General features: G+C 63.0%; 17 protein-coding genes. 8 read left to right on the top strand and 9 right to left on the bottom strand.

The window, feature by feature from the left end:
- Position 1: 1 nt before the first annotated feature.
- Genes AWB76_RS32660 through AWB76_RS32650 form a run of 3 tightly spaced genes read left to right on the top strand, consistent with a single transcriptional unit; the run spans position 2 to position 2,104 of the window.
- The gene (locus tag AWB76_RS32660) at positions 2–598 is read left to right on the top strand and encodes a chemotaxis protein CheB (RefSeq protein ID WP_061164237.1); all 597 of its coding nucleotides are present in this window, start codon (positions 2–4) and stop codon (positions 596–598) included.
- A 22-nt stretch (positions 599–620) separates the two neighbouring features.
- Positions 621–1,760 carry a hybrid sensor histidine kinase/response regulator gene (locus tag AWB76_RS32655; protein ID WP_061164236.1) on the top strand — a complete coding sequence of 380 codons (1,140 nt, stop codon included), beginning with the start codon at positions 621–623 and terminating at the stop codon, positions 1,758–1,760.
- A gap of 47 nt (positions 1,761–1,807) precedes the next feature.
- Positions 1,808–2,104 (top strand): acylphosphatase, encoded by a 297-nt coding sequence (locus AWB76_RS32650; protein WP_061164276.1) that lies wholly within the window; start codon positions 1,808–1,810, stop codon positions 2,102–2,104.
- Here AWB76_RS32650 and egtD read toward each other — a convergent pair.
- Positions 2,101–3,069, bottom strand: coding sequence for an L-histidine N(alpha)-methyltransferase (gene egtD, locus AWB76_RS32645; protein ID WP_061164235.1), 969 nt, complete (start codon positions 3,067–3,069; stop codon positions 2,101–2,103). The two genes, AWB76_RS32650 and egtD, sit on opposite strands and share 4 nt — an antisense overlap.
- A 389-nt stretch (positions 3,070–3,458) precedes the next feature.
- On the opposite strand from egtD, the gene rarD reads away from it, so the two are divergent.
- A complete protein-coding gene (gene rarD, locus AWB76_RS32640) occupies positions 3,459–4,436 on the top strand; it encodes an EamA family transporter RarD (protein ID WP_061164234.1) in 978 nt (325 codons plus the stop codon).
- Here rarD and AWB76_RS32635 read toward each other — a convergent pair whose 3' ends face one another.
- Both AWB76_RS32635 and AWB76_RS32630 read right to left on the bottom strand, forming a co-directional pair.
- The gene (locus AWB76_RS32635; RefSeq protein WP_061164275.1) at positions 4,437–4,940 is read right to left on the bottom strand and encodes an Mpo1 family 2-hydroxy fatty acid dioxygenase; all 504 of its coding nucleotides are present in this window, start codon (positions 4,938–4,940) and stop codon (positions 4,437–4,439) included.
- 209 nt (positions 4,941–5,149) lie between these two features.
- A complete protein-coding gene (locus tag AWB76_RS32630; RefSeq protein ID WP_244173542.1) occupies positions 5,150–5,851 on the bottom strand; it encodes a hypothetical protein in 702 nt (233 codons plus the stop codon).
- A 179-nt stretch (positions 5,852–6,030) separates the two neighbouring features.
- Here AWB76_RS32630 and AWB76_RS32625 point away from each other — a divergent pair, with 179 nt between their 5' ends.
- Positions 6,031–6,360: a hypothetical protein gene (locus tag AWB76_RS32625; RefSeq protein WP_061164274.1), complete on the top strand. Its 330-nt coding sequence runs from the start codon at positions 6,031–6,033 to the stop codon at positions 6,358–6,360.
- Between the two features lie 104 nt (positions 6,361–6,464).
- Positions 6,465–6,857, top strand: coding sequence for a hypothetical protein (locus tag AWB76_RS32620; RefSeq protein ID WP_061164232.1), 393 nt, complete (start codon positions 6,465–6,467; stop codon positions 6,855–6,857).
- A 137-nt stretch (positions 6,858–6,994) separates the two neighbouring features.
- On the opposite strand, the gene AWB76_RS32615 is transcribed toward AWB76_RS32620, so the two are convergent.
- The 3 genes from AWB76_RS32615 to AWB76_RS32605 all read right to left on the bottom strand — a co-directional run bounded on the left by AWB76_RS32615 (position 6,995) and on the right by AWB76_RS32605 (position 9,777).
- The gene (locus AWB76_RS32615) at positions 6,995–7,570 is read right to left on the bottom strand and encodes a transglycosylase SLT domain-containing protein (RefSeq protein WP_061164231.1); all 576 of its coding nucleotides are present in this window, start codon (positions 7,568–7,570) and stop codon (positions 6,995–6,997) included.
- A gap of 128 nt (positions 7,571–7,698) precedes the next feature.
- A complete protein-coding gene (locus AWB76_RS32610) occupies positions 7,699–9,108 on the bottom strand; it encodes a DHA2 family efflux MFS transporter permease subunit (protein ID WP_061164230.1) in 1,410 nt (469 codons plus the stop codon).
- A 120-nt stretch (positions 9,109–9,228) separates the two neighbouring features.
- A complete protein-coding gene (locus AWB76_RS32605) occupies positions 9,229–9,777 on the bottom strand; it encodes a phosphonate degradation HD-domain oxygenase (protein WP_061164229.1) in 549 nt (182 codons plus the stop codon).
- Positions 9,778–9,861: 84 nt separating this feature from the next.
- On the opposite strand from AWB76_RS32605, the gene AWB76_RS32600 reads away from it, so the two are divergent.
- Positions 9,862–10,182: a hypothetical protein gene (locus tag AWB76_RS32600; protein ID WP_061164228.1), complete on the top strand. Its 321-nt coding sequence runs from the start codon at positions 9,862–9,864 to the stop codon at positions 10,180–10,182.
- A gap of 86 nt (positions 10,183–10,268) precedes the next feature.
- A complete protein-coding gene (locus tag AWB76_RS32595) occupies positions 10,269–10,868 on the top strand; it encodes a J domain-containing protein (protein WP_061164227.1) in 600 nt (199 codons plus the stop codon).
- A gap of 31 nt (positions 10,869–10,899) precedes the next feature.
- Here the strand turns inward: AWB76_RS32595 and AWB76_RS32590 are convergent, their stop codons facing one another.
- The 3 genes from AWB76_RS32590 to AWB76_RS32580 form a co-directional block, all read right to left on the bottom strand.
- A complete protein-coding gene (locus AWB76_RS32590; RefSeq protein WP_061164226.1) occupies positions 10,900–11,148 on the bottom strand; it encodes a hypothetical protein in 249 nt (82 codons plus the stop codon).
- A gap of 342 nt (positions 11,149–11,490) precedes the next feature.
- Positions 11,491–11,862 carry a VOC family protein gene (locus AWB76_RS32585; RefSeq protein ID WP_374729964.1) on the bottom strand — a complete coding sequence of 124 codons (372 nt, stop codon included), beginning with the start codon at positions 11,860–11,862 and terminating at the stop codon, positions 11,491–11,493.
- Positions 11,863–11,873: 11 nt separating this feature from the next.
- Positions 11,874–12,197: a hypothetical protein gene (locus AWB76_RS32580; RefSeq protein ID WP_061164224.1), complete on the bottom strand. Its 324-nt coding sequence runs from the start codon at positions 12,195–12,197 to the stop codon at positions 11,874–11,876.
- Positions 12,198–12,352 lie beyond the last annotated feature (155 nt).

The following is a 12,352-nucleotide window of genomic DNA, read 5'->3' as shown; positions in this document are numbered from 1 at the left end:
GATGTTCGACGCGGATCGCATCGGAGCAGTCGTGATCGGCGCATCGGCGGGCGGCGTCGAGGCGCTCAATCATCTGTTGCCCGCGCTGCCGAAGGACTTCGAGCCGCCGGTGCTGATCGTCGTGCATGTGCGGCAAGGGCAGCCCAGCCTGTTGCCGGGATTGTTCGCGTCGCGTTGCGCGCTCGCCATCGAAGAGCCTTTCGACAAGGATCTGATCGTGCCCGGCACCGTGTATTTCGCGCCGCCCGGCTATCACATGCTCGTCGAGGCGCAAGGCGGCGCGGCGCCCGCGATCGCGCTGTCGGTCGATCCGCCCGTGCGTTTCTCGCGTCCCTCTGTGGACGTGCTGTTCGAATCGGCGGCGCATGCGTACGGCGAGCGTCTGCTCGGCATCGTGCTGTCGGGCGCGAACGACGACGGCTCCCGCGGCGCGCGCGCGATCCGCGAGGCGGGCGGCCTGTGCTGGGCGCAGAACCCGGAAACGGCCACCGCGCCGGCGATGCCGCTCGCGGCCATCGCGCAGGACGCGGTGCATGAAGTACTGACGCTGGACGAAATGGCGCTGCGGCTATCGCGGCGCATGGGACGGCAGCCATGAAAAGTAGTCAAGGAGTCACCAGATGACGCAACCCATCCACGTGCTGATCGTCGATGACATTCGCAACAACATCACCGCGCTCGAAGCGTCGCTCGCGCGGCCGGATCTGTCGGTGCTGAAGGCCGAATCGGGACCGGCCGCGCTCGAGCTCTTGCTCAAGCACGAAGTCGCGCTCGCGATCCTCGACGTCAACATGCCCGGCATGGACGGGTTCGAACTCGCCGAACTGATGCGCGGCAGTCCGCGCACGGCGCACGTGCCGATCATCTTTCTCACGGCGACGGCGCAGGACGCGAGCCGCACGTTCCGCGGCTACGAAGCGGGCGCGGTGGATTTTCTCTACAAGCCTTTCGATTCGCGCATCCTCAATTCGAAAGTCGATGTCTTCATCCAGATGGAGCGGCAGAAGCAGCAGCTCGCGACGCAACTCGCGACCGTGCAGCAACTGCTCGATGCGAACGAAATGCTCATGGCCGTGCTCGGCCACGATCTGCGCACGCCCTTGAGCGCGGTGATCGCATCGGCGGAATATCTCGCGCGCTTCGTGCAGGACGAGAACGTCGCGAATATCGGCACGCGCATCAAGTCGAGCGGGATGCGCATGGTGCGCATGGTCGATCAGTTGCTCAATCTCGCGCGTCTGCGCGGCGGGCGTGTCACGCTGCAGCCGCGCGCGGTGGAGCTGATGACGCTCGCGAAGAATATCGTCGATGAATACGAGGCGCGCGTCGGCCGCGGGCGGATTTTCGTGCTGCGTCAGGGCGACACGCTCCTGCAAGGCGACGGCGATCTGCTGTCGCAAGTGTTCTCGAATCTCATCGGCAACGCGCTGCAGCACGGTCTCGAAGGCTCGGCGATCCAGGTGCGGCTCGACGGCAACGCGGAACACGTGAGCATCACGGTGCAAAACGCGGGCGAAATTCCCGCCGACGTCCTGCCGACGATCTTCGCGCCGTATCGCTCGGGGCGGCCTCAGCATGAATCGAGCGGCCTCGGGCTCGGGCTCTATATCACGCGCGAGATCACGCAGATGCACGGCGGCGACGTCAAGGTGCGCTCGACCTCGGAAGCCGGCACGGTGTTCGAAGTCACGTTGCCGCGCGTGCCGCATCCGCGCTCGGGTGAACGCGCCGACATGGCGCAGCCTTTCCGCCTGAGCTGACGCGCGTGTCTACAATGCGGGCTATGAACACTGCAAAGGAGCGCGCAATGCCAGGCCCGGATCTGGATACGAGAATCGAAACCTATTACGTGCGCGTGCGCGGCATCGTGCAGGGCGTCGGCTTCAGGCATCACACGGTGCGAAAGGCGCATGCGCTGGGCGTGCGCGGCTGGGTCGCCAATCTCGACGACGGCTCGGTCGAAGTCATCGTTCAGGGCGCGGCCAATCAGGTCGATCTGATGCTCGAATGGCTGCGACGCGGGCCCCCGCATGCCCGCGTCACCGACTTTCACAGCGAAGAGCGCCACGTCGAGAAACGTTACGAGCGCTTCGAGCAGCACTAACGCGCGACGAGCAGGCTCTCCGCGAACTGCCATTCCTCGTCGCGCCACTGATGCGTGCATTCGAAGCCCGCATCGGCGGCGATCGGCGCGACTTCATCGGCGGCATACTTGTGGCTGCTTTCCGTCCAGATCGTCTCGCCCTCGCGGAAGTCCACGCGCAGATCCGCGCCGCGCACGCGTACGGAAAGCGCGCGCTTCGCACGCAAATGCATTTCGATGCTGCGCGCATCCGGATTGAAACGCGCGACGTGCTCGAAGGCATCCAGCGGAAAGTCGCCGCCCAGTTCGCGATTGATCCGCGCGAGCATGTTCAGATTGAACGCGGCCGTCACGCCGATCGGATCGTCGTATGCGGCGATCAGCACCGGCAGCGGCTTGATGAGATCGGTGCCGAGCAGGAGCGCGTCGCCGGGTTGCAGCATGCCGCGAATCGAGCGCAGAAACTTCGTCGCCGCGAGCCGCGCGAAATTGCCGATGGTGCTGCCGAGAAACAGCACGAGCAGTCTTTCGCCGTCCTTGCGTTTGGCGCTGACTTCGGAGAGCCCGGCGAGATAATCGCGTTCGTGTCCGACGATCGACACGCGCTCGATATCGCTCAATTCGCGCCGGCACAACTGCAAAGCGGTGCGCGAAATTTCAATCGGATGGTACGCGGTCGGCTGCTTTTTACACAGCGCTTCCAGAATGCGGCGCGTCTTGCGGCCGCTGCCGCTGCCGAGTTCCGCGACCTGAATGTCGCCCGGCATCGCCGCGACGATATCCGTCGCGTGGTCCTTCAGCACGCGCTCTTCGGCGCGCGTCACGCCGTATTCGGGCAGCGCGGTGATCACTTCGAAGAGCGCGGAGCCCACTTCGTCATACAGATACATCGACGGCAATTCTTTCTGCGGACGCTTGCTGAGTCCTGTGTACACGGCTTCTGCGAAAGCGTTGTTGAAGCGGGGGGACAAGGCGGGTTGAGTCATGACGTCTCCATCGATGCGGCGTTTTCTTCGCGTGCCATCGTCGGATCGAAGGCACGGCGCGTGTTGCTGCGGATGCAATGACGTGAGCGGCGGATGATCGCGCGGTGCGCCGCTCGAACTTACGGGACCGGACCGGTTCAAGCGCCGGACCGACAAGAGTCGCCGATCATCGTGACCGGCAAAAGACAAAGGCAAGTGACAGCGCGAATGACAGCGATTACGCGGCGGAGTTCATGCCGAAATGCGAAGCATCAAAGAAGCAAAAAGCGGGCACACCCGGCTATCCTGATTGAAGCGCGTTTTGAAAAGCATGCGCACGCGGCGTTTAGAATGCGCACTTCACGTTTCATTCTGCTTGCACTCACCCACAGCGCGCAGCGCCTTTCCCGATGAATCAGCATGACCTCGCGCGCGGCATCGCGCTGTCCGTCGCCGCTTCCACGCTTTTTGCGCTCATGTCGGGCTATACGAAATGGCTCGCGCCGCTCGACGGGCTCGACATCTTCGCGTGGCGCATCGTGTGGACCTTGCCGGGCGCGCTCGCGCTCGTCGCGGTGAGAAAGCGCTGGCCGCAATTATGCGCGCTCGTTTCGAGGCTCGCCAAAACGCCGCACTTGCTGCTGATGTTCGCCGTCGTCGCCGCGCTGCTCGGCGTGCAGTTGTGGATCTTTTTGTGGGCGCCGCTGCACGGGCGCGCGCTGGAGGTATCGCTCGGCTATTTCCTCCTGCCGCTCGCGATGGTGCTGCTCGGACGCTTCTACTACGGCGAGCGGCTCGACGGTTTCCAGTGGGCGGGCGTCGCGGCGGCGGCCGTCGGCGTTGCGCATGAGTTGATCGTCACGCACGCGTTTGCGTGGCCGACGCTCGTCGTGATGCTCGGCTATCCGCCGTACTTCGTGTTGCGGCGACGGCTCAATGCGGACCCGCTCGTGTCGTTCGCGGTGGAGATCATGCTGATGTCGCCCGTCGCCGTGTTCATGCTGTTCGCGCGCGGCTCGTTCGCGGATGTCGCCGGCGAGCCGCGTCTCTGGCTCGTGCTGCTGCCGGGACTCGGCGCGCTGAGCACGATCGCGCTCGCGTCGTATCTGCGCGCGAGCCGTCATCTGCCGCTCGCGCTCTTCGGCATTCTCGGTTATGTGGAGCCGGTGTTGCTCGTCGGCGTCGCGGTGTTGCTGCTCGGCGAGCCGTTCTCAGCGCGGCAGCTCGGCACGTATGTGCCCATCTGGATCGCCGTCGTGCTGACGGGCGTGCACAGCGCGCGCCTCCTGATGCGCGAGCGCTCGCGCAAACACACGCTGCCGACGAGCGAGCATCACGCGAGCGTCGAGCATGAAACGGTCGCGGAGGAAATCGAGCGCGTGGACTGATCAGCGCGCGGCGCGCGTTTCGATGGCGTCGTGCAGATCGCGCATGAGACCGAGCCCGAACATAAGCTCGACGAGAATGAAGAGCGGCCCGATCAGCAAGCCGATGATATCGTCGACGAATGCAGGCTTGCGATGCTCATAGCGCACATGCCCGATGAACTGAAATACCCAGCCGATCACGAACAGGCCGATGCCGATCCCGAGCCATATCGGCGTGGCCTGCGACGCGGTCCATTGCCCGAATGCGGCGCTCAACGCAGATACAATCCCCATGCCGATGCCGAGCGGCACATCGAGCCACAAGTAATAGAGCGTGGCGAGCGCGAACAGAACCCATGCGGGCGTGAGCAGAAACGCGCCGGATAACACGGGCCACGCGGGACGGCTCAGCAAAGCGGCGATCGCGAGCACGATGAGCGGAATGCCGACGAAGTGCGTCGCGATATTGCGCCTGTCGCGATGATATTCGGCGTATTGCGATAGCTGATCGGTCAGCGTGCGCATGGCGGGCGTCTCCTTCGTGTTCTTGTCTTTCACGAATGATAAGCCGCGCGATGGAATCGGCAAGTAGAGCATTTCCTTTAGTCGACGAATGGAATCGTTGGACTAAAGGAAACAAAAAAGGCGAGCCTAAAGAGGGCTCGCCTGAATCGAACGCACGGGTTTCCCTGATAGGCAAATCCCAGTGCGCGATGCGAGGACGCTAGCCTCCCTTACTTCTTCGCCGCGTCGATCTTCGCATCGGCGGCCGACTTGTTCGCGTCGTTTTGTGCTTCGACTTTTTCCTTGTCGGCCTTCGCCTGCGCCACGTTGGCATCCTTCGCTGCGTCCTGCTTTTTCTTGTCGGCCTTGCTTTGCGCAGCGTGCTTCTTCTTGTTGGCTTTCGCCTGTGCCTTGGCGGCATCACCGCGAGCGTCGGAAGCTTGTTCCGGCGTGGTCGCCTGCGCTACCTTCGCGGCTTCCTTGTTGGCGTCGGCTTGCGCCGATGCCTTGTCCTCGTTCGCCGATGCCTGCGCCTTCGCGGCGTCATGCTGCGCTTCGGCCTTCTTCTTGTTGGCGCTCGCCTGAGCTTCGGCCTTTTCGTTGTTTGCCTTCAGTTGCGCTTTGCCGGCATCGGTCGTGGCGGTTTGCGCGAATACCGTGGAGACCAGCATGGCGGATGCGAGAGCAGCGACGATCTTCTTCATGGTTTGAAACTCCCTTGATCTTTTATTCGAGGACGCGTGGCACGTAGTGCGCCGCGCTGACGATGAAAACGCCGCGTGTGTCGATGCAGTTGACGTCCTTCTGGTGACAAACGGTAACCAGTGGCGAGCAAATGAAACCGCGTGCGGTAAAAGCGGCTGTGTTTTTGCGGTAAGGCCATTTTCTTTACCGGCAACGTCTGAAATGTTGTTACCGTTTGGCGAATTCAATTCTATTTGTAACGGCACTTTAGATAGTTCGGTATGCGAAATAAAAATCGCCGGGATAGCGATCGCACGCTCCGTTTGTAAGCGTTGAAATGCACGGTTACCAACTAACGCACTTATTTCTTAGCCGTCTGCTTAAGATGATTTCCATGAACCCGGCCAAACGGGAATTGGAGAAGCTCATGAAACGCGCAGCACTTGTCTTGTTGATGATCGGAAGTTTGACGGCGGCTGGCCAGGCATCGGCGCATGGATACGGCGGCGGTCGTGGACACGGCGGTCACGGCGGCGGCGATGGCGGCGCGATTGTCGGCGCGTTGATCGGCGGTGCGGTGCTCGGCGCGCTGGTGACATCGGTCGCCAATGCGCAGCCGGCTTACGCGCAACCGGTGTATCAACAGCCCGCGTATGCGCAGCCGGCTTACGCGCAGCCGGTTTATGCGCAACCCGCGCAGCCGTCGGGCTACTGCTACGACAACTACCGCAACGCGTACGTGCCGTGCGGCTACTGATCCGCACGAGCGATTGAAAGGCGCGGCACGCCCCTTGCGCTGATGCGAACACGGTCGTTGCTCCACATATTCGGCGACCGATACGCACTCTAGGGAGACTTGCAATGAACTCGACTACGAAGAAGTTAGTGATTTCCGCGCTGGTGCTGGGCTTGTCCGGCGGCGTCTACGCCCAAGCGGGCGGCGGCGGTGCGGGCGGTGGCGGAGCCGCAGGCGGTTCTATGGGCGCGGGCGGCAATGGCTCATCGGGTGCAGGCTCGGCTGCGTCGGGCAAGGGCGGCGGCGTCGGCATGGGCGGCACCGGCATGGGCGGCTCATCGGATGGCTCGGCCGGCACCGGCGCGAAGAGCGGCATGGGCAACGACGCGACCAACGGCATGGGCCAGGATCAGGGCACCGTCCAACGCAGCGCGCCGAACAACGGCAACATGAATTCGGGCGGCATGAATTCGGGCGGCATGAAGTCGAACAGCAGCGGCTCGCAGAAGGCGTATTAAAGCGAAGCCAGCGCGCGTGCGGGTGCGATCGCCGCGACGTCATCGGGACGTGCATGCGGCATCCGCCTGGCGGCGGCGCGCGATATCGGAAGGAAATGCTGTGTGGAACTGCGCCGTGACTGGCGCGAGATTGAAGCTTATTGGCCGCCCGCCGACGCCGCATCGACCGATGCCGCCGGTTCGAACGATTTCGCGCGCAAGCTGACCTTTTCGGCGTAGGCGCGCGAGCCGCCGTAGCTCTTCAGCGCGGCGTCGAAATCACCTTGGGCGGACTTCACATAGCCATGCAGGATGGCCGAGCCCGTTTCGATGTTGTCCTCCGGGTCGGTCAAATCCACGTTGCGCACGAGTTTCTTGTGCGCCGAGGGGACGACCTGCATCAGACCTGTCGCGTTGTTCGGCCCTCTGGCCGTTTCCCGAAAACGCGATTCGATCGAAATGATGGCGAGCAAAAGCGCCGGAGGAAGCGAATATTTCGATGACGACGACATGACCGCCGTGGCGATGGTCTGCGCCTTCTCACGCGCCACGCCAAATTTGCGCATCAGCATGTCCGAAATCTTGTGACTTGCCTGCTCGACCTTCGGGTCGTCCGCAGCGGGCGAGAACGCGAACGTGTCGCTCGCGGCGAGCGGATGTTCCTGCGCGAGCGCGGTGTGCGCGGCGCTCAACGAGACGGCAAAGGCAGCAAGGGTGGCAAGAACACGACGCATCGGATGAAGAGATCAAAGCGGAATCGCATTATAGCCACATAGAAAATCCTTGTGGATCATGGACTTGTCTTAAATCTGATGTTTCATTTTGCAAATCGGCACGAATTACTCGTGAAATCGGGTCCGAATCACGTCCGCTCGACCCGTTTCGCCGTTGGCGCCGAGATGCCTTCGCCGGCGTCTGCCGAGAGGCGCGCGAACATCGGCAGGGAGGCCAGCACGACCAGCGCCGTGGCGATGAAACCGCACGCCAGTTGCCAGCGCTCGGTGTGCGCGTTGCCGGAAGCGAGCATCGTCGCCTGAATCGTGCCGGCCGCGACGGTCACGCCGACCGCCTTCATCAACTGTTGCGCGGTGCCCTGAAACGATGTCGCGGCGGCGAGACGCGCCTTGGGGACATCGGCGAAGGCGAGTGCGCCCATCGTCGCGAAACTGAGCGAGCGGCCGAGTCCGCCGACCAGCAAGAGCAGGAAGATCGCGGCGGCGGGCCAGGCTTGCGACATCGTCGAGCAGACGAGCAGCACGGCCGCGAACACGACGCTGCCCGCGCACAGCACCGTGCGCACCGAGAAGCGCCGCAACGCGAGCGCAGTCATCGGACGCATGCAGAACGAACCGAGCGCGCTAGCGAACGTGACGAGACCGCTCGCCGTCGCGCTGTAGCCGAAGCCGGTTTGCAGCGTGAGCGGCACGAGAAAGGGCAGCGCGCCCGCGCCGGCGCGAAAGAGGCTGCCCGCGACCGTCGCGGCGTGGAACGTGGGAATCGACAGCAACGAGAAGTCGATGGCCGGATTCGGCGCGCGCCGGCAATGCAGCACGGTCGCGCGAAAGAGCAGCAGGCCGACCGCGACGCAGATCCACGGCACGCCGGCCGGCAGCACGCCGCGCCCCGCGCTTTCGATGCCGATCATGAACAGACTGAGCGATGCGCCCGACAGCAGCATGCCGGGCAGATCGGGCGGCGTCCGGTCCTCGGGCGGCGACGGCGGCAGCAATTTCCACGTGAGCCAAAGCCCGGCGATGCCCACCGGTACGTTGACCCAGAAGATGCTGCGCCACGTGAGCGTATCGGTGAGAAAGCCGCCGAGCGGCGGGCCGAGCAGGGGACCGACGAGCGCGGGCATCGTGAGCCAGGTCGTCGCCTGCAGGAGCTCCTCGCGCTTGACGCCGCGAAACAGGATCAATCGGCCGACGGGCACCATCATCGCGCCGCCGAGACCTTGCACGACGCGCGCGGCCAGCAATTGCGGGAGGTTCATCGCGGCGGCGCACGCGACGGACGCGAGCGTGAAGGTCGCGATCGCCCACATGAATACGCGGCGCGCGCCGAATCGGTCGGCGACCCAGCCGCTCGCGGGAATAAAGACGGTCAGCGCGACGAGATACGCGGTGATCGCGCTGGAGAGATGGATGGCGTCGACGTTGAGATCGCGGGCCATCGTCGGGATGGCGGTTGCGACGATGGTCCCATCCATATTTTGCATAAAGAGGGCGCTCGCGACGACGGCGGCGGTGATGCGGAAATTGCCGCCTTTCACGATGCGGCGCTCGTATGCGCGCCGAAGGCTTGCTGCAAGGCGCTTTGGAGTGGGTATGGACGCATGGCGCACAGTCTAGCGCGATACGCGAACGTGCGTTCTTCGATGAAGCGACGACGTTCAACCCAACGCCACGCCCGCCGCGATCTGCATGAAATGCGGCAGCGCAGGCGTCGCGCGCTGCGCGTCCTTCGCCTCATCGTCCCAACGGCGCAATGCGATCGCATCGCGCGCGTAGGGCTTTGCGAGAAACGCCCGCGCGGATTCATCGTCGAAAACGCCGCCCTGCAATGTCAGGCTGCGCACCGAATCCGCCGACAGCCGCGCGTGATACGACGCGTCGATCGCGCACAGGCAGCGTTTGGCGTCGACATGCAGGCGAATCGGTTCGAGCACGGCATCCGGGAAGAGCGGACGCAGGAACGGCAGCGCGAAATACTGATGCAGATCGTCGATGCCGCGCTCGCTCGGCGTCTCGCCCTGCATGTTCAGCAGATGCCCGAGATCGTGCAGCAGCGCCGCGACAATCAGTTCGCGGCTCGCGCCCGCCTGCTCGGCGAGCGTCGCGCTTTGCAATGCATGCTGCAGTTGAGTGACCGGCTCGCCGCTATAGGCGATCGCGCCGTGCTTATCGAAGAGATGCTGAATGTCGTCGAGTGAAAGCGCCATCGTCAGGTATGCTGAAAACGGAAAACGCGCGATTGTCCCAAGGCTGTGTGACGCGACGATGGCAATGCAAAGTGACTCGATCCCATGCCTTTCTCTTTCAGCCGACGCCCCGAACTCGCCGGACTCGACCGCGCCTCGGGACGCGATATACGCCGCATCGCGTGGCATTTCGCGCAACGGCACTGGACGCTGCACGCGCCAGCGTTCGTATGGATCGTGTTCGTGCTGCTGCATACGCGTTATCACTTCATAGAAGAGCGGCGCGACTATCTGCTGATTACGCTGGCGATCTTCGTGCTAGGCGTGATCAATATCCGCTTGCATATCGCGCGCTATCTGAAGTCCGCGCGCGCCGTCTTCGATCTGCTCGGAAGCACGGCCGTACGCTTGATCGACAAGCGTTAGCCGCTCGTGTTGCAACGCCGCATCGCGCGAAAGGACCCCGTTTTTTGCGTGTTACGATGACCGGCGATCCTATCCACCCAACGCAAATGGCAACGTTATACGAAACGCTCGGCGTGGGAGAACACGCCACGGTAGAAGAAATCAAACGCGCGTATCGCAAGGCTGCGATGCGCTGCCATCCCGATCGCAACGTCGGTAACGAAGACGCTGCCCGCGCCAAATTCCTGGAGATCAAGGAGGCCTACGCCATCCTGTCCGATCCCGCGCAACGCGAGGTATACGACCGCATCTACACCGAAGAGATGCGCCGCTGGGAAGAACGGGTGCGTCAGGAAGAAGCCGAACGCGAGGCACGCGAAGCGAAGGAACGTGAGGCGCGCGAGGCGCTCTATGCTCAGCGCGTATCGCTCGCGATGCGGTTCGCGTCGCAAGGACATAATCGCGATGTCGTGTTCGGCGTGCTGCTCGGCGCGCAGTGTGACGAGTCGAGCGCGCGGCAGATCGCGGACAGCGCAATCGCGCTGCATGAATCGCGCCAGGCCAGGGAAGAAGAGAAAAAAGAGAAAAAAGCGCGGGAAGAAGAGCCGGTTGCGAGCAAGGAAGAAGAGAAAGAACCCGTGACAGCCGATGCAGCGAATCCGCTCGGCGCGATGTGGTTTCAGTTCCTCAATAACCTGCGCTTCTGAAAGCGGAGCGCGACGGGGAATTGAAAACGCCTCACGCCGCCAGTCTTTCGCCGCGCATGTTGCTTCGTTTCGGTGCGGGCGGATAGACACACCAGTGCCCGTCGTCGTGACGGAAAAAGAACAGGGCGCGCGACACGGCGCCGTGCAACGCCTCGACGCACACATAGCGGCGTCTGTCGGCACGCGTGCGGCTGAACTGTCTCACATGGACCGGCATGCTGCCCGGCGCGAGCCATTTTTCCACTTGATAACGAAGGGACTGCTCATTCGCGCATTTCATTTCAGTCTCCAGCACGCGGCATTCATGTTAGGGATAACGGCCGACCGCGCCGATGTTTGAAGCCCTATCCGTGAAACCCCTGCCGCGACGCACCACGTTCTTGACAAAGCACTTGAACTCTACGCTTCAAATCCTGAGCCGTGCCCGTATTTGCGAAATAGCAACAGCAAGCTTTGACGCGCCTTTCGCCGTTCCTCTTTCATGAAAGAGGCGTTGTGCCGTTGAACTCATCATCGTGCAACGCGATGCGAGGGTATGTGCGCGATCGGTCATATCAAATGGCCGATGCGTACGTTACCCGTCACTGGTGTTTAAGCGAACCTCGTGCCTGCGCCGCGCGAATCAGAGCAGACGCGCGAAGCTCAGCTCGTGACCATCGGGATCGGTGAGATGGAAATAGCGCTCGTTCCAGGGTGCATCGCGCGGCGTGAATTGCGGCTCGATCCCTTGCGCAAGCGCTTTCCGATAGAACGCGTCCACATCGGACACGTAGATGATGACGCGGCCCCAGAACTGAATCGGGCCATGCGTCTCGCTGGTGAGATTGAGAAATGAACTGCCGAGCGCGAACGATGTAAAAGCGTCGTTCGCGCCGCCATGCACGATACGAAAACCAAGCGCTTCGTAAAAGCGCACCGCGCGCGGCATGTCGTGCGTCGCGAGTGTGATCGCGCTCAGGCTTTCGGCGTGCGCGTCGTCGTTCGATCCTTGCATGCGTTCGTGCGTCATCCCGGATGATGTTGATGCGACACGAGCGGCAGCACCGAAAGATCCGGATGCGTGCCATCGACGATGCTCTTGCCGATATGCCGCGCATCGTCGACGGCGTCCTGCGCGCTCTTGTAGGCGTCGTCGCCGTCGGCGTGGAAGTGCACCGCTTCGCCCGGCGTGTCCGCGTGCGCACCCGGCCTGCACACATAGCCGATATACACGTAGCGCTCCGCCTTGCCCGGCGGCGCGTGCTCGGGCGTCGCCTTGAGTTGCGGCTGCACGTGGATTTCGAAACCTTCGTAGTCGAAAGCGTGCCATTGAGCGGGTTCGTCGGGCATGATCGCCTCCTTGGTGTCGTGTTCGCTCGCCAGTCAACGTTACTCCTGTTGACGCGATGAATCCACCGCGAGGCGCGTTCATGTCGGAGGAAATGCCGATGTGTGGCGCCGGAAATTGACAGTGTCTTCGCGCGCGGCGGATACTTTCCGGCGGA

It is taken from the genome of Caballeronia temeraria (assembly GCF_001544795.2).
Lineage (GTDB): Bacteria > Pseudomonadota > Gammaproteobacteria > Burkholderiales > Burkholderiaceae > Caballeronia > Caballeronia temeraria.
This window is presented reverse-complemented; position numbering and strand designations above follow the sequence as displayed.